This window comes from Rhodococcus sp. IEGM 1302 (assembly GCF_030056935.1).
Taxonomy (GTDB): Bacteria; Actinomycetota; Actinomycetes; order Mycobacteriales; family Mycobacteriaceae; genus Rhodococcus_F; species Rhodococcus_F qingshengii.
On the sequence record NZ_JASHKY010000005.1, the window covers coordinates 145439 to 168703 of the forward strand.

The window sequence follows — 23265 nt, forward strand, 5'->3', positions numbered from 1 at the left end:
GAGGTTAATAAAGGCGCACAGCAGGTTCAGCGAAGGGCGTACTTCTTTGCTACTTCGGTGTTCTTGGTCGCGCGCTCGGTAAGGAAGGCGAATGCCAACCCGAGTACGAGCCAGAGCGTCGCCTGCGTAGCGAGCGAGGAAAGTCGGAACTCCCACAGCAGAGTTGCCGGGAAGTCCTCGCCCACCTCGTTGATGCCGGGAAGCGAGACGTAACCGATCGTGGCGATCACCAGGAACGCAGCCACCGGAGCAGCGATGCGCACGCTGAGGAACTCGTGCCCGGAAACTGCCTTTGCCGCCGCTGCTGCCGCGGTGACGGACAGCAGCCCGAGAATCACGGCGGCCAGCCACAGCAGTGTGCGCTGGTTGATGGTGTCGGGATCTCCGACGGCCGGCGGATTGGCCGGGTACTTGAAAAAGGGGACAGCCTCGATAGCCAGCCAACCACCGACGGCGATGGTGATCGCCAACAACGGCCCGGACATTCCGGTGAGTCGTCGAGCGTAATTGGCAACGACCGAGAAGATCGCCCCGAGTGCCAGTCCGGCAAGCGCCGTGGCCAGGAACAGCCCGGCGCGCTGCCCGTCGCGGCTCACCAGTGGTTCTTCTTCGTCACCGTGCGAATGCCCAGCGGCTTCGCCGGAAACCTCACCGGTGGCGCTGTTGGCTTCTTCGATCGCAATGGCAGCGTTGACGTGCGGTTCACCCAGCACGAATGCAACTCCGCCGGCAAGGATGCCTGCGATCAGACCAGCCAACAAACCACGAATGAGAAGCTTCGTGAAATTGTCGGCTAGTGGCACGGCAGGCCCATCAAGTGTCGACCGTCGTGCATCAATTCATGCATGTACATGCCGGTGCGAGAGATAGCGCCCTGGTCGAATCCGACCAGGTAGAGAGCCAGCATCGCGAACAGAACTACTGCAGCGGCGAGGAAAGCAAGACGAGTCGAATCGATCGACGTATCGGGAGAATAGGCGAGAGCCATCGAAGCCTCCTGGGATTTTCGCGTCCCCTAGGTCCATGCGATGGCCGAAGTGTCTGGCTGTCGAAATTGTCGTGCCGAAAAAGGCACTTCACCTCGAATTACAGTGGCGCGACCGCTCCGGGCTTTCACCGGATTCCTGTCGGACCATCGCGTTTACATGCGAACTTTTGCACTACAGCCCGCACCGTGTCAACGCGTGAAGCCGAGATGACCGTCGATTGTGCCCGCCAAGGCAGGCACAATCGCTCGAGATCAGCTCTTTGCGGCGACGTCCAGGACAACTTCGAATTCGAGCAACGACGCACCCGAAGCGACGGGCTTCGCGCGCTCGCCGGAATGGGCTTCACGGGCGGGGCCGTCACGCCAATCGGCGAACGCCTGCTCGGACTCCCATTGGGTCACCACGAAGTAGCGGCTCTCACCGGCGGTGGGGCGGAGGAGTTGGAATCCGAGAAAGCCCGGGGAGTTCTCGACTGCGTGAGCGCGTGCTGCGAAGCGCTTCTCCAGTTCGGGGCCGGCGCCCTCGGGGACCTCGATTGCATTGATCTTCACGACTGCCATGCAAGCGACATTACCCGCGCACCTTCACCGCGTACCGTGACACTCGTGTTGCATGACGAAGGTGGAACGGGACAACCGATTCTGTTGTTGCACGGCCTCATGGGCAGCTCCCGAACGTGGCGACGCCAGGTGCCGTGGATCCGCGAGTTCGGCCACGTCTACACCTTCGACGCTGCCGGTCACGGCAGGCCGGCGCCAGCGGCACTGACTACCGAGGCATTCGTCGAGGACCTGACATCGGCGGTTGCGTCCATCGAGGAGCCGATGATCGTGATCGGTCATTCGATGGGGGCTCTGCATGCGTGGTGCTTCGCCGCCGCGCATCCCGAAAAGGTTTGTGCGCTGGTCCTCGAAGACATGGCCCCGGACTTTCGTGGACGCACCGCTGCGGACTGGGCGCAGATGATCTCGGCGTGGCCGCAGCCGTTTGCTTCCGAGGAGGCGATGAAGGAATTCTTCGGCCCCGTCGCCGGCCAGTACTTTCTCGATTCTTTCGACCGCCGCGACGACGGGTGGTACCTGCACGGCGACGTGTCGACCTTCCGCGACATCTCGGAGGAGTGGGGCACGAGGCATTTCTGGGATCAGTGGAAGGCGATCGAGGTGCCGACCTTGCTGATCGAGGGAGAGTTCACCATCACCCCTGAGGGACAGATGCGAGAGATGGCCGAGAGGCCGGGAACTCGGTACGTACGTATTGCCGATGCAGGCCACCTGGTCCACGACGATCAACCGCAGCGCTATCGCGAAGTGGTGACGGAATTCCTTCAGACCGTGAGCTGACTTCGGATCGACGCGCCCACCTGCTCCAGCTCGACGGCTCGCCTGGCGAGGAGTCCAGCAGCGAACTTCGCCTTGTCGCCGCGATGGCGGGGGACGACGTGCAGGTGCGAGTGGAACACGGTTTGGCCCGCGGCACGCCCGTCGTTGACGAGAAAGTTGACTCCGTCAGCGGCGATGTCGCAGCGGCGTAGAGCTCCGGCGATGAGCGTGCCGACGCGGAACATCTCTGCGCCTTCGTGACTTTCGAGAGCATCGAGGTTCTCTGCATGACGCTTGGGGACCACCAGGGTGTGTCCGCGACTCACCGGCCGTGCATCGAGGAATGCGAGAGTTGTCTCGTTCTCGTGAACGAGAATCGCCGGCTCGGTCAGCGCGACGATCTTGCAGAAGACGCAGGAATCGGTGCTCATGCCTACAGAATGTAGTCCGAAATCAGATCCGACCCCGACTACAGCAAGCGCAGTTGGCGTGCCCTCGTGATCGCTTCGTTTCGATTGTGTACGTCGAGCTTCTTGTAGAGAGTGCGCAGTTGAGTCTTGACGGTGTTGACGGACACGTACAGTTTGTCGGCCATCGCAGCCGACCCCATGCCGAGCGCCAGGAGTGAGAGGACTTTCTGTTCGCGTTCGGTCAGCTCCACGATATGTACGAATTCCGGAAAAGATTCCGCAGGAGCCCTTTTCGAGAATTCGGCGAGTGCACGCGATTTCGTTTCGGCCATCGATTCGAGTTTCTCGACGTCCGACGATGCGATGGTCGCGAACGAACGTAGAAGTCCGGTCTGATCCGCGATGCTGCACGCTCTGGACCACTCCTGAGAGGCGAGGCGTGGCTCACCCAGCTCGGAGTGGGCAACCGCTTGCACCAGAAGCGATTCCATCTGTGCCCGCGGATAGGATACGCCAGACCAGTCGAACTGGTGACACAGCGCCACCGCGGCCTCGTTCTGGCCGATCCGCTGACGTAAACGCGCCACCGACGTGAGCGTCCACGGGTTGGCTGCAGGATCGATGATCTCCTTGGCCAGTGCTACGGCATTGTTCCCCTGTCCGAGAGCGAGCAAGAGATCGATCTCTGCGGATTGCAACAGAGGAAGCGCGAAAGATGTAGCCGTGTACTGCTTGGAATGTGCTTCGATCGCATTGTGGAGCAACAGTAGTGCCGCAGTGTGGTCGCCGGAGGTCAAGGCGAATTGGCAATGCGCATAGACGACGAATGCCCACAGTTCCTCGGTGTCGGACGGAAGACCGAGTTCGGTCAATGCGAGACGTGCGTCGTCGAAGTCGAGTGTGTCGAGAGCAGTGAGCGCCCGTGCTGTCAGGCCGGCGATCTTGACCACAGGTTCGAGCCAACCGCCGGGGTCCGGATGCTTCTGTTCGAGTTCGGACCAGTGTGTGGCCTGCCGCGGCTCACCAGCCAGCGCCCAATTCAGGGCGGCACTTCCCGCAGAGTTACGAGCGATGAAGTCGACTCCATGAGACAGGGCGCCGTGGTACGCCATTCGAGCCTTGATCGTGGATTCTGTGAACCTGCCGCTCAATTGAAAATTGATCGCCCATTGAAGTCGCATGAGAGGGAGCTGTGCGCTGACCGCTTCCGGGTTGTTCTCCAGCGCACTGCGACTGAGATGAGACAGGCGCCTGGTGGTTTCTGCTGCGAGCCCGTACTCGCCTGCCATCCTGAGCATGATCGATTGAACGCAGGCAATGCTCAAGGCGTCCTTCGCGCCGGATTCAGCGCCGAGAGCCCACAGTTCTGCCGGCGATTCGGGTAGCAAGTCGACTACCGTCGAGCGCTCGCTCGGATGCATCGTGAACAGTGCGCGCCCCGCCTCCACGGCAGAGTGTTTGTCCGCAGCTTCCGCCGGAATCCGTTGGAGAGCAGAGCGAACCGAGTCCAGATTGTGGACGATCATCGTCACCCAGTGTTGCTCGACGATGTCTACTGCCAGGGTCCAGTTCTGTGCCTCGACCGCGTAGTCCAGCGCCGACGCGTGATGACCGTGGTCGAGTCGGTTGTGTGCGAGGAACGAAAGACGTTGCGCCGGATCGACTCCAGCGCGCTTTTGGTGCGCGAGTATCGATCGACGAATGGCGGGAGGCAGCTCCCAGGTTTCTTCGGCTTCGGTCTCGACCCGTGACAACAACCCGGCTGTCTCCAGTATCGCCAGGCGCACGCGAATCTGATGAACGGTCTCGCCATCCTCAGGGTGTTGGGACTCGAACAGCATGGCGGCGATGTCGACGGTGATCGATCGCGCAAAGGCCGTCGCGAGCAGGAACTCGAGTTGTTTCACATGATCAGCGGTCATGAGAACGGATTTGTTCACGTAGTCGTCGATCGCCTGCGCGATGTTCTTCCTGATCATCTGCTCGCGGTTGCGGCTACCCGATGTCTGGACGGCGGGAACGGCGACACGAACCAGCGCTGGCAGCCCACCTGTCAGGGATGTGATTTGTTCTGCATCACCGTCAGTCGTGTGTACGTCAGCTTGTGCGAGCAAATGGGCGGCATCGGCTCTCGTGAACAACAGCTCACTCGCGCTTATCACCTCGTGGTCGGTGTCGAGCAGGTACGGCTCGGAGAACATGCCGAAGCCCGAGAGCGTGACCACGAGGTCCAGGTTGTGGCAGAGGGCGAGGAGTTCGATCAACTGATCGTCCAACTCTGGTTCCGATATCAGATCCGGCCTGATCAGCACGAGCAGCACGGGGCGGCTGAGGGCGTTCAGGGATTTGGCGACAGCGGTGAAAGGATCGGCGAGATCGTCGACGTCGGGCAGTGCGATTCCGGCAGCGTGGATTCGATCGAGGACAACGGCCCAGAAATCTTCGAGTGTCGACGAGGGCCGTGGGGCCGAGACCCAGACGAGTATTCGTTCGGATGCCAAATGGGCGCGCAGCCACGATGCGATCAACGACGATTTCCCGTGGCCGTTCGGTGCACGGACGATGGTCAGCGCGGCACGTCGGTCAAGTTTGTCGAAGAGCGCTTGCCGGGGAATCGACGTCGCGAGGGTGCGCCTTTCGGGAATAGCTGCCCAGTCGTGGCCGTCCATCCCGAACATCAACGCGGACCCTTTCTGCTTTCGCGCCCCGCAATGATTGAAGAGTTTGGGCGGATTGTCTCGATCCATCTATCTACAGGGAGGAGCGTAGCTGGTGCGAATCCAGAGCGTGCCATCCCGGGCAATTCACCCGGGAACTCACCCCGGCTGAGAGAAGTTCACCCACACAATCACGCCGTCACCATTGGCTTTCGAGTCCCTCGAGCGACTTCTATTGAACGTAGCTCGGGATTCGCCAAATGTGGCCGCGAGCGCCTGTCGGAGGCCCGAGAGTCAGACATCGAAGGAGCGTCGTGAGAACTCGTCTGTCAGAGGTGCGGTCGAAGGCCGTTGTCGTCGGACTCCGGCCGAGAGCGTGGCGCCGAGGAGTGCGAGGTATCGGCATAGTTGTCGTGACCGGAGCTCTGGCGGTCGGTGCTGCTGCGCTCGGCTTGCTGCCGATGCAGTCGGATGTTCGATTGGCGGCCGAGGGAGAGTTCGTGCCTCCCTTCATCGTCGAGCTGACGGCGATTGACGGTGCACCGCCCTTCGATCCCGCTGACGGTCCAGGGCTCGATTCGGGCCCGTCCAACGGCATTGTCCGAGAGGGTGATCCGGTGACGTATGTCATCGACATCGGTGTCCGGGGCAACCCGCTCTCCGACGTGGTCGTGCAACTTCCGGTGCCTCGAGGTTTCGTTCTGCCGTCCGTGCCTGATTACTGCGGAGACGGCTCGGGTATCGACGAGGTCGGATTACATTGCCTGATAGGCAATCTGGAAGCGGACCGGTACTTCACCCGAACGGCGACGATGACTGCGGGAAAGCGGGAAGACGCCGACGGTCTACCGATCGCTGCACTGGTCACCGCAGATCGGGGGGCGGTTCGCGTGCGGTCGGGCGATGTCACGGTGCGGGTGGCGACCACCCCGGGAGTGTGTGATCCGTACGGGATTTCTGTTGGTGGTCAGAGAAGCCAGTGGGCTGCTGTCTCGGCAGATGGACGAATCTCAGGTCTGGTGACATCGGGCATCTCGGAGGCGGTGGTGATCGACGGCGTCGATCAATGCGGGCACGCGACAGCGCGGACGGTGAAACCGTTCGAGGGTCACTTCTCGTTTGTCGGACTGCTACCGGGGACGTATCGCGTCACGGTCGACGGCCGAGCGCCGGTGGAAGTGGTGCTGGAACCAGGTGCAATGGCGGTCGGTGGCCTGACGTTCTGATACAGCTTCGCAGGAATGGCAACACTCGTAACAGTCAGTAGCAGTCAATGGAGGATCCAGTGCGTGAAAGCCTGGGCGTTGTATTCGAAAATCAGTCAATTTCAACAGCTCTCGTAGATGCAGACACACCCCTTCTGGGCTCGATCGACGAGTTCCGTCACCCCTGGGGTGCAGACGGGACTGTTCCCTCTCCGCAAGCGTCGGCGCGCGCACTCGCCTCCGCGGCCGAGGTCGCCACCGGTCGAGCCCTGCGCTCGAATCTGTGCCCCACCGTCGTCGGAGTGATGTGCGAGCGTGCGGACGTGCGCGAACATGTCTCGGATTCGTTGTCCTCCAGTCCTTTCGAGAACATCGAGTTGGTCAACGGTCTCGACGCACGGCTTGCCTACCTGCGGACGGTCGACGCTCTCATTGGTGTTTCGCCGATTCTCGCGTTCTGGCCGGACGGCAGTGAGACCGTGATCGCGGCCGTCGACCCGAGAGCAGGCGTCGTGGACTCGGCGCATCGTTACGACACGGCCGAGTTGCTTGCGGACAGCTCGACATTTGCTGCGACATTGGACCTCCTCGTCGCCGAACGAGACCCTGTGCCCAAGATGCTCGTCGCGATGCTCGTGAAGGAAGACTCTCGGCGGCCGTCCGCGGAAGCCGCTGAACTGGCAGGTCTCGGCTTCCTGTTTCTCGGCGAGCGGACCCAACTGGCGATAGGGGCTGCGCTGGTAGCGGCCGATCGCGGAAGCGAAGTTCGGTCCGGTGGCGGCATGGCTGCCCGGCCCGTCAACAGGGTCCGGTGGGCGGCGGCAATAGTACTGCCGCTTCTACTCATGTTGACGGGGTTGCTGATCGCGCTGTCCCCAGACGGGTCGCGCGCGGTGTCCACGGATAGCCCGAACATCGGCGCCGAGTCGGCGACCTCCACCAGCGGGCCCCCGCCCGGCGCTGCCCTACAGATTCCGACACTTGCGCCTTGCGATCCAGTGGTGCCTGCCGTTCCTGCTGTACTTCGGCGTTCTGATCCGGAAGTCGCACCGCTCCAGACCGACGAACCCACAGCCGAAGAATGCACCCCGCTGCGAGTCGGCTAAGCCGTACCCTCTCCGGCCAGCGCAAACAGGCCGTCGTCGGTCTGCTCGACCAGTCCGTCGACCAGCAGTGAATGCAACGCACGGTCACGCTGACCCGGATCGGCCGGCCAGACGATGTCGAGTTGCGCGCGCTCGACCGGACGGTGACTCTCGCGAAGAACGGCCATCAATTTTCCACGAACCTGGCGATCTGTGCCCGCGAACTTCTGCACCTTCTTGGGTGGTCCGGTGTGTGCCGGTTTGCCAGAAGCGACCCACGCGCAGTTCGGCAAAGGGCAGTTCTCGCAGTTCGGGTTCCGCGCCGTGCAGATCAGTGCACCGAGTTCCATGAGAGCTGCGCTGTAGGTGGCGGCGCGCGCACGCGTCCTCGGCAGCAGCGCCGCGACGTCGGCGAGGTCTCGCGTGTTGGACGGGTTCCCGGGTTCCGCATTGCCGTGGACGGCTCGCGCAACTACGCGTCGTACGTTGGTGTCCACCACAGGCACTCGTTGTCCGTAGGCGAAACACGCGACGGCGCGGGCGGTGTACGAACCGATTCCCGGTAGCGAGAGCAAGGTATCGACGTCTTCCGGGACCACGTCACCGTGCTCGGCAGCCAGGACGCCCGCGCATTCGTGTAACCGCAGCGCGCGTCGTGGATAACCGAGTTTGCCCCACGCGCGAAGCACCTCTGCCTGGCTCGACGCTGCCATCGCCGACGGTACCGGCCAGCGCTCGACCCACTCTTCCCAGATTGGCGCAACGCGCACCACCGGCGTCTGCTGGAGCATGATCTCGCTCATCAGGATCTGCCAGGCACTGACGCCCTCGCGTCGCCACGGCAGGTCGCGAGCCGTCTCGGAGTACCACTTCAGCAGCACCGAAGATTCCACTGCCACTGCTACCGACACACTCCTCGAACCTGTGCTCCTGGTCGACGAAGGACACGTCGACTTGTGGACGCCACTTTATCGGCAGTCGCCGACTCGGCTGTCTTTGACGCCCGACCGCCGGGTCACAACAACTGCACGTTACTCAGTTTCCACTCGCCGTCCTCGCGGACCAGCGAAAGTTGCATCCGGTTGCGGTCGATTCTCGGATCGGGGGAGTTGGTGTTCGTGATCGTCTGATCGAGGAACACGAGAACCTCGGCGTTGTCGCGATCACTGCTCGCCAGCCCGGCTGAAATGATCTGAGCGGACGAGGTCGCCTGATACTGCACGATCATATTCTGAAGGTTGGCTGCCACCTGGGCGTACTGACCGGCGAATTCGCCGACAGAATTGTCACGGACCACGGAGAGATTCTGATCGAGGTTCTGGAAGTTGTACGTCGCAAGATCAGTGGCGAATTGCCGTCCGCTGTCCAGGGCGCTGATACGCGCGTTTTCGTCGACCGATTTCTGCCAGGTCGCGAATGCGCCCCATCCGAGCGCCGCGACCACGACCAGGGCGCCGGCAACGATCGCTACGGTCTGCTTGCGAAGCCGCTTGGGCTTGTCGACGATTGTGGGCGTCTGGGGTTCGGTTGTCTCGGTCATTGCGTTCCTTGTACTAGTAGTGCGGCAAACGAGTTGTCACCGAGAACGGTGTTCTGACCACCGTTGAGGCCCAGACGAATCGACGTTCCGTCACCGGCTGCGACCGTTCCGAGGGCAGGATCGTATTCAGCAACCCCGTCGATCGTTCCAGTTCCGGTGGGGACGTTCTGCGATCCGCGATTCTGGATCCGGCCCGACTGGTCCGCGCAGTGTTGGTTCTTGTCGAGCGTGGTCGGTGAGGTGTCCTGTACCGATCGCCGGGGCGTGTCGTAGATACAGACCGGTCCGAGTGCTGTGATCAGATCAAGCTGTGCGCGGCCGTCTTTGACGATACTTCCGAACTTCTCGAAACCTTTGGGCACCACCACCAACAAGGCATCGACGGCGGGCATCCGTGCAGTGACGATCTGAGTGGAGACGAGAGAATTGGCCAACAGCAGACTGAACGGCTCACGACTCTGTTCGATGAGAGGCAGTATCTGATTGTCGAGAACACTCGGGCTTCGATCGAGGAGTGTGCGCAGTTGCGGATCGGAGTTTCGTACCTGATCTGTCAATTGGCGAAGTGTGAGTGCAACTTCGGGAAGAGCGTCAACATTTTCCTCGTTCGCAGTGAACAGTGAGCGCGAGTTCTCGACGAGTGTGTTGACACGCGGTTGATCGGATTGGACAGTGCGCGCGAGCACGTCGAAGTTGTCGACGAGCGCCTGCAGATCCGGACCCAATCCGTTCAATCCCTCGCCGAGTTCGTGCGAGAGGGTTCGCAGGTCTGCCGGATCGACGGTGTCGGCAGCAGCGTTGAAATTCGCAATCACGGTTCCCAACGCGACCGGGATCGAAGTGCGCTCAGTCGGAACGACGGAACCTTCAACCAGATACGGGCCGCCGTCGGTCTGCGAGGACAACTGAACTTTCAATACCGGAACGGCGGTGTCCTGGCTGATGGCCACATGCGAATCGTTGGGGATCTGTTTGTCGGCGGCGATGCTCAACGTCATCACGACGAGGTCCTGGGCAGAGTCCACCTCCACCGACTCGACGTCGCCGACGGTGACTCCGCGATAGGCCACTTCCGAACCGGGAGCGATTCCGGCCGCGTTCTCCAATTCGACGATGACCGAGAAGGTTCCGGTGAACGGATCTCCGGCACCGACTTGCCGGAGTACGTACGTCGTGCTGACCACCGCGATGAGGAGAAAGGCGGCGATCTCGAAATAGACGGTTCGGTTCTTCATCGCGTTCCTCCTTGCAGGGGTGTCGTGATCGGCAGTTCCCGATCGGAGGCGGGCAGAGGTGGCAGTGGCGGTGCGGCGCCCGGGATTATCTCGTTGAGCACTCCGGTCACGGTGCCCTCGACATCGACGTCGAGGTCGATGTTCACGTAATCGCCTGGGCTGGCACGCTCGAGGAGCACTCTTGCGTTGTCCAGGTTGGCCATCGTCTCACCCAGTGTCGGCCCCATTGCCGAGAACTGGTCGAGGATGGGTGACAGTCGTCCGGTGATCTCGGAAATCTGGTCGGCCGACTGGTCGAGTACGGAATTGGTTGCGGTACTGAGCCGATCGGTTTCGTCGAGTAGATCGAGGAGCGGTTGTCGTTGGTCGGCGATCACGCCCAATGCGGGTGTGAGTGTGCGCAAGCCTTCGTCGATGGTGGCGCTCTCGTCTCCGATCAGAGCGCTGAGCCGGTTCAGTGAATCCAGTGCCGAATTGATCGATTCCTTTCGGTCGTCAAGTGTTCCGAGAAAAGTGTCAAGGCGTGCAAGCAGATCGCGGATCGTCTCCTCCCTGCCGTCGAGAATCTGATCAGCCTCACTGACGATGTTCTTGACCTGCGCCAACCCACTGCCGTTCAACAGAGTTCCGACGGCGCCGAGCAGTTGTGCGACATCGGGTCCGCGCACGGTCTCCGATCGCTCGATGGTGGAACCTGGTTCGAGAATGGGGCCCGCTGGATCGACCGGAACTTCGAGGTTGACGAACGCATCGCCGATCGGGGTCGACAGTTCGATCCGAGCGCGGGTGCCGACAGGTAGTTCGATGTCCGACGCGATTTCGGTATGTACCACGGCTGCAAAGGTTTGCGCGCTCATCGACATGACTCTGCCGACCACTGCCTGGCCGATCCGCACCTCACCGCCGACGGGAAGTAACGACGCGTCGACGAATTCCATGTTCAGCGGGTACGACTCTCCTGGCAGACCGCGTCCGAGGGGGAGGTGCTGGAAGTTGAGACTGCAGCCGGTCAATGGCGCCGCGATGACAAGTGCCACGACAACGCTCACTACGGACTTGTTCGACGCCATCAGTTGCCCCCACCGAGGATGCGTGCCAGGTCGGAGCTGCCTGCCGAAGGAAATTCGATGGGATTGACGATTCCCGGCCCTGTGCACAGCGGTATCGGCATCTTCTCGCACAGTTCTCGCGTCGTGTCGAACTGTGAGAGATCGGTGGCGACGTTCAATCGTGCTCTGGCTCGGCCTTCTTCGGTGACGAGGTTGGCGACGTTCTCGAATTCCGTTGGTGCCGTTTCGATGATCTCGCGCAGTTGATCCTGTTTGGTCGCGACTGCACCGGCCAACTGTGCGAGCGTACCCAGATCGGCGGTGACCGCCTCGCCGTGTTCGGCGAGTAGCGCTGAGACCTGTCCGAGCAACGTGGTCAGGGAATCGAGCGCCCCGCTGATGTCTTCTCGCTGGGCGCTGAACGTGCGGGCGGTGACTGTCACCGAGTTCGACAGGGAGTCGACCTTGGTCTGGTTGTCCGCGATCAACTGCACGAGGGTGTTCAGGTTCTTCACCAGTTCGGAGATGTCGGGACTTGCACCCGCCAGTACCGAACTGGCCTGTGAGATGGACCGAACGGCATCGTTGAATGCTTGCCCGTTGCCGTCCAACGCGTGGGCGCCTTCTCCGATGAGGTCACCGATCCCGCCGCCGTCGGCGCCAGGGCCGAGCGCCACCGTCAATTCGTTCACCGATGCGGTGAGTTGGTCCCACGTCAGCGGGGAGTGAGTGCGTTCGAGAGGGATCACCGCGCCGTCGGTGAGGAACTCACCGTCCTCGTAGCCGGGCCCGAGTTCGATCGTGCGGTCACTGATGACCGAGGGAGACAGGACCCAGGCCTGCGCGTCGGCGGGTATACGTGTTCCGGATGGCAGGCTCAGCGCCACTCGTACCCGGGACCCTTCCGGCGTGACGCTCTCGACCCTCCCGCTGGGAACTCCCAGAATCGTCACTGTGTTCCCGGTGAAGATAGCGTCGGTCGAGGTGAATTCGGCGGTGAGAGTGAGTCTGTGTTCGTCACGCGTGACGAACAGGACGGCACCGATCGCGCAGATCACAATCGCTGCCAGCACGGCGAGTTTCTTGACGGTCGTGGTCATCGACACCCCTGAACGAGCCCGACGACGCACAACCAGTTGTCCGGGATGAGGGTGGAGGGCGAGTTGAGGTCGAGCCAGTTGCCGTTACCGGTCGCGTTGGTGACGTAGCGGACGCTGGGGGCGAAGTTGTCGAGCAGTGTGGTCAGTGATTGTTCGTTCTCGGACAGAACTCCCGTCACCACGTGGATGTCTCCCATGACCGAGTCGATCAAAGCCTGGTTGTCGCCCAGGAACTGGGCAAGTGTGGTGCTCAACTGATTCAGGTCTTGTACAAGCGCATTCAGCACATCTCGCCGGTCGGCGATCGTGGACATCACCAGATCCGCATTCCCCAGAAGGGTTTCCAGAGTGTCCTTCTGCTCGATCAGTGTTGCGGTCGTCTGCTGCGCTCCGGTGAGAAGGGAACGGAGCGCAACGTCGTTGTCGTTGACTACTCCGGAGAGTGCGTCGATTCCCTCGAGTGAGCGGCGAATGAGTTCGGGATCGTCCGGTGAGTTGTCGGACACCACGGTCAGCATGTTTCGCAGTTGTTGCAGATCAAGATTTTCCGACGTGGATTGTGCTCCTCGACCGAGATCGTCGAGAGTGAACGGAACGCTCGTGTTCTCGATGGGGATGGTCGAACCTGCGGGTAACGAGCGCGATCCGTTCGGAGTGACGTCGAGCGAACGTCGGCCGAGCAGAGTCGAGATCTTGATGTCCGCACGGGAGTCTTCGCCGAGAGTGACGCCGTCGTCGAGTCGGAAGGTGACTTCAACCGAGTTGCCGCTGACCGCCAACGAGGTGACCACCCCGCTCGGGACTCCCGCGACGTTGACCGGATCGTCCTGCGTCAACCCGGTGGCGTTGGTAAAGACGGCGTGGTACTCGTTGGTCTTGACCTTCAAGATCAGTTGAGGGACAACGAGTGCGGCCAGAACCACACCGACTCCGACGAGGATGCAGATGATTCCGTTGCGGACCGGGTTCTTGACGGTGAGCCAGTTCATCGGCACACCGCCGAACGCTCGGGGCCGCCGAGGGTCACCGATTGGTCCAGCGCGCTGAGCCGGAAGTTGCAGATGTAGATGTTCGCCCAGCTTCCGTAGCTCATCGCGATCCCCAACTGGGTGAACAGTTGATCGAAAGCGGTGATACCTGTCGCCAGCGACTCACGATTGTCGACGACGACGCGAGCCGACTGATCGATCGAAGTCAGCGCGCCAGCCAAGTCCGGTTCCACGCCCGTCACCAAGTCCTGAAGTGAAGAAGTCAGGGCGCCTGCGGAATCCACTGCGGCCGAGATCTGTTGGCGGTCCTGTGCCAAACCGCCGACCAGTGCGTCGAGCGTGTTGATTATCTCGACGAAGTTGGGTCGATTCGTCGTGGTCACGGTAAGGACCCGGTCGAGGTTGTTCAGTAGTTGGTCCAAGATCGCGTCCCGGGACGTCAAGTTCTCGGTGACGGCAACAGTGCGCTCCAGCAGGCTTTCGATGGTGGAACCTTGTCCTTGGAATACCTGGACGACCTGTGCGGCAAGCTCGTTGACTTCTGCGGGGTCAAGTGCGTCGAACAGGGGACGGAATCCGCCGAGGATGTCGGTGAGGTCGATCGCCGGCTGAGTCTGTTCCACGGGAATTGTGGCCCCGGGGGAGAGGTAGTTGCCTGTTGCGCGTTCGGCCTGTCCGGGTTCGATCGAAATTGTTCGCGCTCCCAACAGGTCTGCGTACCTCACCACAGCGCGACCGTCGGACGGAATACGTTGTGCAGATTCGAGTTCGAAGCCGACGACGGCTTGGTTGTTCACCAGCTCGACGCTGTCGACGCGCCCTACTCGCACCCCGGCGATCTGAACATCGCTGCCGGTGACCAGGCCGGAGGCATTGACGAAGACGGCCCGGTACTGCGAACTCGACCCGGAGACTGGGTTGATCAGGGTGCTCACCACAACCACGGTGGCGAGAATCGACAGTGCAGCAAACAGTCCGAACCTGATCAGAGATTTCTTCACGCTCATCCGCCCACCACCGTCGTGCCGCGAAATACCGGCCCCGCCACGAGAGTGTCCAAAGCTGTACCGCCCTGGGTGAGAGCCGAGATCAGGGACTGTTCGGCAGGGCTGCCGACCGGGCCGACGGTTCCGCCGAACGCGGTCGCGGCGGCAGGACAGTTGGGTCCGCGGGTTCCGTCGTACTGTGGGCAGTCGGTCTTTCCGTACGGATACAGATCTGTGACGGACAGCCGTAGATCGGTGCTGAGCCACGGACCATGCGCCAACGCGGGCGGGAGCTTGATCGTGAGATTGCGCAGGCCGTTGTAGAAGGTGGTGATGTGGTCCGGCCGCGAAGTGATTGCGCCGGTCAGGGAATCGGCGTCGTCGACCAAGGTGATCATGCGGTCGCGATTGTCACCGATCAGACTCGTGGCAGCAGCTCCCGTGCTGGTGCCGGCACGCAGAAGCCCCGCCAACCCGTCGGATTTCTCGACGACGGTCTTGGATGTGGTGATGGAGTTCTCGAATGCGGCGAGCATGTCCGGCGCACTCGTCGAGAGACTGTCGGCGAGGGTGGCTATGTCGTCGAGGTCGTCACCGAGTCCGTCGATGACGGGCTGCGCACCGACCAACGCTTGGTGGACTGAATCGAGCGATTCGCCGATCTGGTTTCCCTTGCCGCTCAACGCGTCCGAGACTGCCGTGAGTGCGACGTTGATGTCGGCGGGGTCGAGGGAAGAAACGAGCGAGTAGATCCGTGAGATCGATTGGTAGAGCTGGACCGCGACTTCGGACTGATCGGATACCAATTCGGTACCCGGCACGAGAGCAGGACCACGCGAGAGTCCGTCAGGTTGAATCAAGTCTACGAAGAAGTCACCGAAGATGTTGCGGGGCATCAGTCGCACCTGACTTGTCGACGGTATGTCCTCGAACGCTCCCTCGTCGATCGCGAGTGAGACAGTCGAAGCGGTGGTGCCCGGCTCGATCTCGGCCACAGCGCCGACGACGACGCCGCGGTACTGTACCGAGGATCCGACTCGCAGCGCACCGGCACTGGCGGGGACGACAGCACTGACCTGCGGTGTGGAACCGGTGGAGTCCGTACCTCTGCTGAACAAGAAGACGTAGGCGAGGATCAGGATGACCACGGCGAGTAAACCCCGCAGTGCCAGGGTGATTCGGCTGGAATTCGTGACGATCATCCGGTCAGCCCGGGTACGTGAGGTTTGAGTCCCCACAGCGCAATGGTCATCGCGACGTCGGTGAATGCAAGGAAGACGATGCTGGTGCGCAACGCTCGTCCGGCGGCTCGTCCGACGCCTTCGGGTCCACCCGTCGCGGTGTAACCGTAGTAGCAGTGCACGAGGGTCACGACGACCGCGAACACCATGACTTTTATCAAGGACAACCAGATGTCGTTGGGAGAGAGGAAAAGACTGAAGTAGTAGCCGTACGTTCCCTCCGACTGGCCTTTGACCCGGATCACCGCAAGCGCCGTTGCCATGTACGAAGCAAACAGGCCGACCAGGTACAGCGGGACCACCGCGATGAGCGCCGCGATCATTCGGGTGGTGACCAGGTACCGCATCGAGGGAATCGCCATGACTTCGAGCGCGTCGATTTCCTCGGAGATCCGCATCGCTCCGAGCTGCGCGGTGAATCCGGTTCCGACCTTGGCTGCCAGGGTGATTGCGGCAACGAGTGGTGCCACCTCGCGAGTATTCGCGATGGCGGACATCACGCCGGACAGCGGTGCGAGGCCGACGAGGTTGAGTCCGCGGTAGCCCTCGAGTCCGATCTGGGAACCGGCGAAGAACGAGATCGCGAAGATCACGACGACGCTGCCGCCTCCGGCGAGCAGGGTGCCCGAACCGAATGCCACCTGGGCGACGAGACGGGCGACTTCACGCCAATAGCGCTTGAGGGTTGCGGGAATCGAGGTGATGACACGCGCGTGGAACGTGAACTGATCGCCGAGTCGACTCAGGCCGTCGACGGTCCGCGAACTGACCCGCTTGGCACGAATTGCGATGGGCAGGTGCATCAATAGGCACCTTTCACCGAGACGAACAGTGGGTAGAACTGAGTAATTGCGAGGTTGGCGACAAACACGAGGACAAACGAGAGCACGACGGTCTCGTTGACTGCGTCGCCGACGCCTTGAGCTCCGCGCTTGATGGTCAGGCCCTTGTAGCAGGCCACGATTCCCGAGATGAGAGCAAAGGCAACGGCTTTGATGCCGGAGACGACGAAGTCGCTGGGTTGACTGAATTGAACGAGATTGCGCAGGAAACTCTGTGCGTTGCCGTCGAGTATCAGGACGTGAACGAAGAGGCTTGCGCCCAAACCGATTACGAGAACTATCGAGTTCAGTAGGAGGCAGACGACGGCAATGGCGATCATCCGGGGTACGACCAGGCGTTCGAGCACGGGTAGACCGAGCACTTCGAGTGCATCGATTTCCTCGCGTATCGTTCGCGCTCCCAAATCTGCGCAGATTGCGGAACCGCCGACACCGGCGATGATCAGGGCGCACACCAGGGGGCCGGCCTGTCCGATGATGAGGAACGCGACGACGGCACCGCTGTACGCACCCGCGCCGATTTGATCTGCGAGCGCACCGATCTGCAGTGCTACCCCGACACCGAGGGGAATCATCACCAGAGCGGACGCGACCGAGGTGACGTGGGCGAGAAACCACATCTGGTCGAGCGCCTCACGCCAGGCGAGGCGCTTGTGTCGAAGAGATGTGAACGCCGCAACGCACACGCGAACGGTGAAGGTGAAGAGCAGTCCGATCTCGGAGAGCAGGTTCGAGAACATGTTCGTCTTGGCGGGGGAGACAGCAGTTGTTTCCCCGGTTGTTCCATTCCCGGTCGTCGTAGCTTCGGTGCTCACGCCATCCCCCTCTCCGGCCGAATCGTTCTGGTCGGGTTTCTTCGATCACACTCGGGAGCTCGAAGTGCTCCAGGTCACGTTCGGAGACGGTATCAGGAAACTGACTCTGAAGTAAGTTCCATTTCGGCCACTTCATCACCGGGCGCGAATGTCGACGCGGAACTTTCGTTTGCGTCCACGCAACCTTCCCGGCGAGAGCCCGAAATGCGGCGGGTGCACAATGAGTGAATGCCACGATCAAGCCCCATTTCCGCTTGGAAGTCCCTTCGCGAAGGCAACGAGCGATTTGTCAACGACGCGTCCATTCACCCCAGCCAGGGAATCGCGGACCGCGCGAAACTCGTCGATGGGCAGCACCCCACAGCGGTGCTGTTCGGTTGCGGTGATTCGCGCGTAGCCGCCGAGATCATCTTCGACCAGGGTCTCGGCGACATGTTCGTCGTGCGCACTGCAGGTCACGTGCTCGACGATTCGGTGCTCGGTTCCATCGAGTACGCGGTTCACGTGCTCAACGTGCCGCTCATCGTCGTCCTCGGGCACGACGGTTGCGGTGCCGTGAAGGCAACGCTCGACGCCCTGGACGAGGGCGCAGTTCCCGACGGATTCATCCGCAGTGTGGTCGAGCGTGTTGCTCCGTCCATCCTGATGGGCCGCAACGAGGGCTTGTCCACCGTGGACGAACTCGAAGGCCGTCACGTCGTGGAGACCGGCTCGCTGATCATGCAGAGGTCGCGGATCATCGCCGACAAGGTGGACAAGGGTGCGTGCGCGATCGTCGGCGTCACGTACACGTTGTCCGACGGTCACATGCGAGTTCAGGGCGCGGTCGGCGACATCGGCGAGAGCGTCGAGACCGTCGAGGGTTAGATCTTCCGGGGCAGTGGTACCTGGCAGCAGACAATGGGTACCGACACGCCGCCTCAGCTGACGGTTAGTGGACCCTGCGCCAACTACCGTTGAGTCCGTGTTGGAACCTAATGGACCACTGCCCCCCGAGATCTACTGGCGTCGCCGGGCGCTGGCCATTGGTGCCGCCGTCATTGCACTGGCGTTGATCATCTGGGCGGCATCCGCCCTCTTCGGCGGTGGAAGTGATACCCCGGAGGCCGATTCGGCCGCTGCGAGTTCCTCGCTGACGACGGACGTCTCCTTCACCCCCAACCCTTCCGGCTCCAACGCGCCGGACGGTGGCGGTGGCTCGGGTGGCGGCGCTGCCGGTGGATCAGGTGGCTCGGGCACGCAGGCTTCGGGATCGTCTTCGTCTTCTTCCTCTTCGTCGACCACCGGGGCTCCGGTCCCGGCCGGTCAGTGCGCCGACTCGTCGCTGGCAGTCAAGGCCACCGCAGACAAGGCGACCTTCGCTCCCGGCGAAGAGCCGTCGTTCACGATCGTCATCACCAACATCGGTTCGGCACCCTGTGATCGAGATCTGGCGGGCGGCCTTCAGCAGGTGCTCGTCTACAGCATCGACGGCAAGACCCGGTTGTGGTCCAACGTCGACTGCTACCCACAGCCCGCAGCCGACGTACGCAATCTCGCGCCCGGCGAGCAAGCTGCGTTCAAGGTCGCCTGGTCGGCCACGACGTCGACCCCCGAGTGCGCGACCGCGCAGAACCCCGAGCGCAATCCGGTGGGCGCAGGCGCTTACACGGTTGTCGGGCAGCTCGGTGCACTGCGAAGCTCCCCGGAGCCGTTCAACATCGCATGAGCGCGGGCAAGCCCGAACAGGCCCGCTAGTTGAAGGATCCGGTGATCGACGTCTCCGCGAGCCGGGAAAGTCCCTCACGGATGTGACGAGCCCACAGCCCGCCGATGCCCTCGACCGACTGCAGATCGGCAGCCGTAGCGGCCAGCAGCGACTGGAGAGTGCCGAAGGATCCGACCAACCGGTGGATCTGATGGAACTGCAATCGAGGTACACGCATCAGCACGCGATATCCGCGAGGAGTCATCGGAGTGTCGAGGGCTTCGATCGTGCCCGGATAACCGAGAACACGCGCAAGAGTCGTGAGATCGAGTAGATCGGCGTCGGTGACGCGATCGAGTGCGACGAGGACGTTGTCCATCGCCGCGGTGCCGATGGGTTCGGGACCGGCAAGATAGTCCCGAACGATGAGTTGACGTGCAATGTCGTTGTCGCCGACCAGTTCTTCGAGCTGCAGTGCCAACTGGCGACCGTCGGTGCCGAGTTCGAGGACATCCTGTTCGATTTCGATCGACACGCGGCGAACCATTTCGAGGCGCTGTACGACGGTCAACGCGTCGCGCAGAGTCACGAAATCCTCGATCTCGACGACCGACAGTTGCCGTGTCACTTCGTCGAGTCGCGCTTTGTATCGTTCGAGCGTCGCGACGGCCTGGTTGGCGCGCGAAAGTATGGTGGCCGAGCCGTCGATGACGTGCCGGATGCCGCCGACGTACACACTGACGATCGACATCGACTGACTGACCGAGACCACGGGATAGCCGGTCTGAATTGCCGTGCGCTCGGCAGCGCGGTGCCTCGTGCCGGATTCGACGGTGGGAATCTTGTGATCGGGAACCAGCTGGACGTTGGCACGCACGATGCGTGTGCCGTCCGTCGAGAGGACAACCGCGCCGTCCATCTTCGACAGCTCACGCAATCGGGTCGGTGCGAACTCCACGTCGAGGTTGAATCCGCCGTCACACAGCGCTTCCATTTCCTCGTCGTATCCGAGGACGATCAGCGCGCCGGTACGGCCGCGCAGAATTCGTTCGAGCCCGTCTCGCAAAGCGGTACCCGGCGCCAACCTGGCGATGGTCTCTCGCAATGCCGACGACGACTGTGTGTCCGCCATCGCACTGATCATTGAGAAACTCCCTGCTGAGGTCGATGTCACTTCGGTCGGGTCCGATGCCTGCGCCGGACGGATCCCCGTTTAGATTACCTATCCATGAGTAGTACCTGGACCCTGCCTGATGACCTGACTGTCCCGGAGCCGGTCGAATTCTTTCCGGCCGCCGGCGAGAAGCTGCCTCAGCACTGGTCGAAATGCTTCGGCTGCGGCGACGACCAGCCTGCGGGAATGGCGATGAGTTTCAGGGCTGGTAACGGACTGGAAGTGACCGGTCGTCTGGAGGTCGCCAAGAAGTATCAGGGCGGTCCAGGTGTCATTCACGGCGGCATTCTGTCGACGGCATTCGACGAGGCTCAAGGTATGGCATGTATGGCTCTCGGCTCGCCGGTGGTGACCGGGCACCTCGAGATCGACTTCGCCCGGCCGATCCCGTTGGGATCGGTGCTCGAATTCCGGGCTCGCATCGACGGCGTTGTACGCCGCAAGGTCTACACCAGTGCAGAAGCGGTGATCGTCGAAGGTCCGACAGCGGATCCGGACACGGTGGTGGGAACCTCCCGGGGACTGTTCCTGACCATCACCTCGGAACACTTCGCCAAGACCAAGGAGTTCGTGGACGGCGAACCGACGTCCCCGTTCGGCACCTCGTCGGTCTGACGAGGTAGTCGGCCGAGGGACGATCACTTCACCGGCGTGAGCTTGGGGCGAGACGGGGCTTGTTTGCCGCCCATCAATCCGGCGTAGGCCAGTGCCTCGGCCAGATTCGCTACTTCGTTGACGCGCATGCCGGGAATGTTCGGGCCGGAATCGACCGGCACGATGGCGCTGGTGAATCCCAGTCGGGCAGCTTCGATCAGCCGTCGGTTCACCCCGGCAACCCGTCGAACCTCCCCGGCGAGTCCGACCTCGCCGAGGATGACGAGCCCCTTGGGGACGGGTTTGGCTTTCACGGCGGAAGCGACCGCAATGGCGAGAGCCAGATCGGCACCCGGCTCGGTCATCCGCATACCGCCGACGGTCGCGGCGTAGACGTCGGCCTTCGAGATCGACACTCCGACGCGGCGTTCCAACACGGCCAGAACCATGGCCACACGGGCGGTGTCGAGCCCGCTGACGGCTCGGCGAGGTGTCGGTAGCGGCGTGGCGGCGACGAGCGCCTGAACTTCACCGAGTAGAGGTCGCTTACCGTCCATCATCACGGTGACGGCAGTGCCTTCCACAGCTTCTTCACGGTGATGCAGGAACAGGCCGGACGGATCGCTGATCTCGTTGATGCCCTGCTCGCTCAGCTCGAAGCATCCGACCTCGTCGGCCGCACCGAATCTGTTCTTCACGCCGCGGACCATGCGCAGGGTGGAGTGCTTGTCACCTTCGAAGTGCAGAACCACGTCCACGAGATGCTCGAGCGAGCGCGGACCGGCGACGGCGCCGTCCTTGGTGACGTGGCCGATCAGAAGCACCGGGATTCCACTGGCCTTGGCCAGGGAGGTCAGGGCGCTGGTGACGGCCTTGACCTGAGTCACGCCGCCGACGACCCCGTCGACGTCGGCAGCAAGCATGGTCTGCACCGAGTCGACGATGACCAGTGTCGGTTTGACCTGCTCGATGTGGCCGAGGATGGTCGCGAGATCGGATTCGGCCGCCAGATACATCCGTTCGTGGACAGAGTTGGTGCGATCTGCCCGAAGTCGAACCTGACCGGCAGACTCCTCGCCCGTGACGTACAACGCTCGATCATCCGCGCTGCGCATCGCCCAGCGGTAGACGACCTCGAGAAGTAGCGTCGATTTTCCGACGCCGGGCTCGCCCGCGAGCAGCACCACCGAACCCGGTACGACGCCACCGCCGAGGACGCGGTCCAACTCACCGATCCCCGTGGGTTTGGCCTGCGTCGAGGTGCTGTCGATCTGTGTCAGCGGCGTGGCCGGCGTCGTAGGCAGCACGGCGCTTGATCCTGCTTTGGCGAGTGAGGCGCCGGCGCGACTGGCGACGGGTGCCACTACGGCGACCTCGGTCATCGAGCCCCACGAATCGCAGTCCGGACATCTACCGACCCACTTGGGCACTACCGACTGGCATTCGGAGCAGCGGTAGTTCGATTTCACTTTGGCCACCGGGACAGACTAGAGGCGGGGTCCGACATGGACCCCGCCTCTAGTGTGATTTTGAAGTTGTTCTGCGAGGCGCATTGTGCGCCTTGATAATTCGAGGCTCAGTGCCCAGCTTCTGCAACGTCGGGCGACTTGTCCGACTCGTTGCGCTCGAGCTGCGGGCCGGCGTCGACAGGTACGTCGACGGTGACCGATCCGGCCTTCTCGAACTTGAAGGTGATCGGGACGGTCAAGCCGGGGCGAACGCCTGCCTTGATGTCCTGCAGAACGACGAGAGAGAGCGCAGCGGGTGCGTCGTCGTTCTCTTCGTTGTTCTTGATCTGGGTCTCGGCCTCGGTCGCGGCGCCTTCGCCTGCGGGCAACTGACCGGCCTGCAGCGACGTCTGCGGCTTGATCGTCAAGCCACCTACCTCTTCACCTGCGATGACGCGTGCTGCGTAATCGGTGGTGATGCTGACGAGCTTGTCCGTGGTCTCGGCGCTGTCGTTCACGACGGTGAACGCGAGCACGGCGTTGCCGCCCGGCTCGATGCTGTACTCCTCGGACGAGGGGTAAGCGATGTGCACGTTGCGCAGTGCGATCTCACCGAGGTCGGCGCTGTTGCCGTTCACGGCGGCCTGCTGGACGGCGGTCTGGCTCACCTGTCCGGAACCGCAAGCGGACAGCGCGATGGCTGCGCCTGCAGCCAGTGCAATGGCGGTAGCGACTCGACGAGTCGGCTTACGGATAGCAGTCACGATTTGTCCTCCACGGCGTCAGGTTCGCACTCCACTAGGCAGAGTAGTAGATAAGGTCCCGCGGGCTGGCCGTCGGGTCGCCACAACGGTTGTCTGCGTGGGCTTTCAGTCCGTTACGCAGGGGTGCTCCAGA

24 protein-coding genes and 1 riboswitch are annotated in these 23265 nt (G+C 62.2%); of the genes, 6 read left to right on the top strand and 18 right to left on the bottom strand.

The features are described 5' to 3' along the window. Positions 1 to 26 precede the first annotated feature (26 nt). From QM609_RS11550 to mhuD, 3 genes are all read right to left on the bottom strand, one after another. Entirely contained in the window at positions 27 to 803 is a 777-nt protein-coding gene (locus QM609_RS11550) for a CbtA family protein (RefSeq protein WP_073512054.1), read from the bottom strand. Continuing rightward, positions 794 to 988: a CbtB domain-containing protein gene (locus QM609_RS11555; protein WP_003945915.1), complete on the bottom strand. Its 195-nt coding sequence runs from the start codon at positions 986 to 988 to the stop codon at positions 794 to 796. The genes QM609_RS11550 and QM609_RS11555 overlap by 10 nt, the downstream gene beginning before the upstream one ends. Before the next feature lie 25 nt (positions 989 to 1013). Continuing rightward, positions 1014 to 1152: riboswitch (cobalamin riboswitch) on the bottom strand. A gap of 88 nt (positions 1153 to 1240) precedes the next feature. After that, positions 1241 to 1549 (bottom strand): mycobilin-forming heme oxygenase MhuD, encoded by a 309-nt coding sequence (mhuD, locus tag QM609_RS11560; protein WP_007726927.1) that lies wholly within the window; start codon positions 1547 to 1549, stop codon positions 1241 to 1243. A 45-nt stretch (positions 1550 to 1594) separates the two neighbouring features. Here mhuD and QM609_RS11565 point away from each other — a divergent pair, with 45 nt between their 5' ends. Further along, positions 1595 to 2332 carry an alpha/beta fold hydrolase gene (locus QM609_RS11565; RefSeq protein ID WP_042453393.1) on the top strand — a complete coding sequence of 246 codons (738 nt, stop codon included), beginning with the start codon at positions 1595 to 1597 and terminating at the stop codon, positions 2330 to 2332. Here QM609_RS11565 and QM609_RS11570 read toward each other — a convergent pair. Beyond that, the gene (locus QM609_RS11570; RefSeq protein ID WP_054187913.1) at positions 2317 to 2742 is read right to left on the bottom strand and encodes an HIT family protein; all 426 of its coding nucleotides are present in this window, start codon (positions 2740 to 2742) and stop codon (positions 2317 to 2319) included. The two genes, QM609_RS11565 and QM609_RS11570, sit on opposite strands and share 16 nt — an antisense overlap. 38 nt (positions 2743 to 2780) lie before the next feature. After that, positions 2781 to 5468: a helix-turn-helix transcriptional regulator gene (locus QM609_RS11575; RefSeq protein ID WP_080726703.1), complete on the bottom strand. Its 2688-nt coding sequence runs from the start codon at positions 5466 to 5468 to the stop codon at positions 2781 to 2783. Between the two features lie 224 nt (positions 5469 to 5692). On the opposite strand from QM609_RS11575, the gene QM609_RS11580 reads away from it, so the two are divergent. Together QM609_RS11580 and QM609_RS11585 are read left to right on the top strand one after the other, a co-directional pair. After that, the gene (locus QM609_RS11580; protein WP_042451928.1) at positions 5693 to 6604 is read left to right on the top strand and encodes a hypothetical protein; all 912 of its coding nucleotides are present in this window, start codon (positions 5693 to 5695) and stop codon (positions 6602 to 6604) included. A 59-nt stretch (positions 6605 to 6663) separates the two neighbouring features. Then, the gene (locus QM609_RS11585; RefSeq protein ID WP_228232434.1) at positions 6664 to 7689 is read left to right on the top strand and encodes a hypothetical protein; all 1026 of its coding nucleotides are present in this window, start codon (positions 6664 to 6666) and stop codon (positions 7687 to 7689) included. Here QM609_RS11585 and QM609_RS11590 read toward each other — a convergent pair. The 10 genes from QM609_RS11590 to QM609_RS11635 all read right to left on the bottom strand — a co-directional run bounded on the left by QM609_RS11590 (position 7686) and on the right by QM609_RS11635 (position 17465). Beyond that, positions 7686 to 8567 (bottom strand): iron-sulfur binding domain-containing protein, encoded by an 882-nt coding sequence (locus tag QM609_RS11590; RefSeq protein WP_007726916.1) that lies wholly within the window; start codon positions 8565 to 8567, stop codon positions 7686 to 7688. The two genes, QM609_RS11585 and QM609_RS11590, sit on opposite strands and share 4 nt — an antisense overlap. Before the next feature lie 116 nt (positions 8568 to 8683). Beyond that, a complete protein-coding gene (locus QM609_RS11595; RefSeq protein ID WP_042451875.1) occupies positions 8684 to 9208 on the bottom strand; it encodes an Rv1363c family protein in 525 nt (174 codons plus the stop codon). After that, entirely contained in the window at positions 9205 to 10443 is a 1239-nt protein-coding gene (locus QM609_RS11600) for an MlaD family protein (protein ID WP_042923604.1), read from the bottom strand. The genes QM609_RS11595 and QM609_RS11600 overlap by 4 nt, the downstream gene beginning before the upstream one ends. Continuing rightward, positions 10440 to 11513, bottom strand: coding sequence for an MCE family protein (locus QM609_RS11605; protein WP_058227253.1), 1074 nt, complete (start codon positions 11511 to 11513; stop codon positions 10440 to 10442). The genes QM609_RS11600 and QM609_RS11605 overlap by 4 nt, the downstream gene beginning before the upstream one ends. Further along, positions 11513 to 12592: an MCE family protein gene (locus QM609_RS11610; protein ID WP_283337282.1), complete on the bottom strand. Its 1080-nt coding sequence runs from the start codon at positions 12590 to 12592 to the stop codon at positions 11513 to 11515. Before QM609_RS11610 ends, QM609_RS11605 begins: the two co-directional genes overlap by 1 nt. Then, positions 12589 to 13581: an MCE family protein gene (locus QM609_RS11615; RefSeq protein ID WP_257217843.1), complete on the bottom strand. Its 993-nt coding sequence runs from the start codon at positions 13579 to 13581 to the stop codon at positions 12589 to 12591. The genes QM609_RS11610 and QM609_RS11615 overlap by 4 nt, the downstream gene beginning before the upstream one ends. Continuing rightward, complete coding sequence (locus QM609_RS11620) at positions 13578 to 14588, bottom strand: MCE family protein (protein ID WP_283337283.1); 1011 nt, start codon at positions 14586 to 14588, stop codon at positions 13578 to 13580. Before QM609_RS11620 ends, QM609_RS11615 begins: the two co-directional genes overlap by 4 nt. Continuing rightward, a complete protein-coding gene (locus QM609_RS11625) occupies positions 14585 to 15769 on the bottom strand; it encodes an MCE family protein (protein WP_003945917.1) in 1185 nt (394 codons plus the stop codon). The genes QM609_RS11620 and QM609_RS11625 overlap by 4 nt, the downstream gene beginning before the upstream one ends. Next, positions 15766 to 16611, bottom strand: a complete 846-nt coding sequence (locus QM609_RS11630; RefSeq protein WP_076948564.1) for an MlaE family ABC transporter permease — start codon at positions 16609 to 16611, stop codon at positions 15766 to 15768. Before QM609_RS11630 ends, QM609_RS11625 begins: the two co-directional genes overlap by 4 nt. Further along, a complete protein-coding gene (locus tag QM609_RS11635; protein WP_228232436.1) occupies positions 16611 to 17465 on the bottom strand; it encodes an MlaE family ABC transporter permease in 855 nt (284 codons plus the stop codon). Before QM609_RS11635 ends, QM609_RS11630 begins: the two co-directional genes overlap by 1 nt. 228 nt (positions 17466 to 17693) lie before the next feature. Between QM609_RS11635 and QM609_RS11640 the strand changes: the two genes are divergently transcribed. Together QM609_RS11640 and QM609_RS11645 are read left to right on the top strand one after the other, a co-directional pair. Further along, positions 17694 to 18332 (top strand): carbonic anhydrase, encoded by a 639-nt coding sequence (locus QM609_RS11640; protein WP_003945421.1) that lies wholly within the window; start codon positions 17694 to 17696, stop codon positions 18330 to 18332. Between the two features lie 97 nt (positions 18333 to 18429). Beyond that, positions 18430 to 19173 carry a DUF4232 domain-containing protein gene (locus tag QM609_RS11645; protein WP_007726893.1) on the top strand — a complete coding sequence of 248 codons (744 nt, stop codon included), beginning with the start codon at positions 18430 to 18432 and terminating at the stop codon, positions 19171 to 19173. A gap of 25 nt (positions 19174 to 19198) precedes the next feature. On the opposite strand, the gene disA is transcribed toward QM609_RS11645, so the two are convergent. Next, positions 19199 to 20284 (bottom strand): DNA integrity scanning diadenylate cyclase DisA, encoded by a 1086-nt coding sequence (gene disA, locus QM609_RS11650; protein ID WP_024487741.1) that lies wholly within the window; start codon positions 20282 to 20284, stop codon positions 19199 to 19201. Between the two features lie 96 nt (positions 20285 to 20380). On the opposite strand from disA, the gene QM609_RS11655 reads away from it, so the two are divergent. Further along, positions 20381 to 20941: a PaaI family thioesterase gene (locus tag QM609_RS11655; RefSeq protein ID WP_003945494.1), complete on the top strand. Its 561-nt coding sequence runs from the start codon at positions 20381 to 20383 to the stop codon at positions 20939 to 20941. Positions 20942 to 20964: 23 nt separating this feature from the next. On the opposite strand, the gene radA is transcribed toward QM609_RS11655, so the two are convergent. After that, complete coding sequence (gene radA / locus QM609_RS11660) at positions 20965 to 22398, bottom strand: DNA repair protein RadA (protein WP_003945739.1); 1434 nt, start codon at positions 22396 to 22398, stop codon at positions 20965 to 20967. Between the two features lie 98 nt (positions 22399 to 22496). Beyond that, complete coding sequence (locus QM609_RS11665; protein WP_007726888.1) at positions 22497 to 23132, bottom strand: copper chaperone PCu(A)C domain-containing protein; 636 nt, start codon at positions 23130 to 23132, stop codon at positions 22497 to 22499. Positions 23133 to 23265 lie beyond the last annotated feature (133 nt).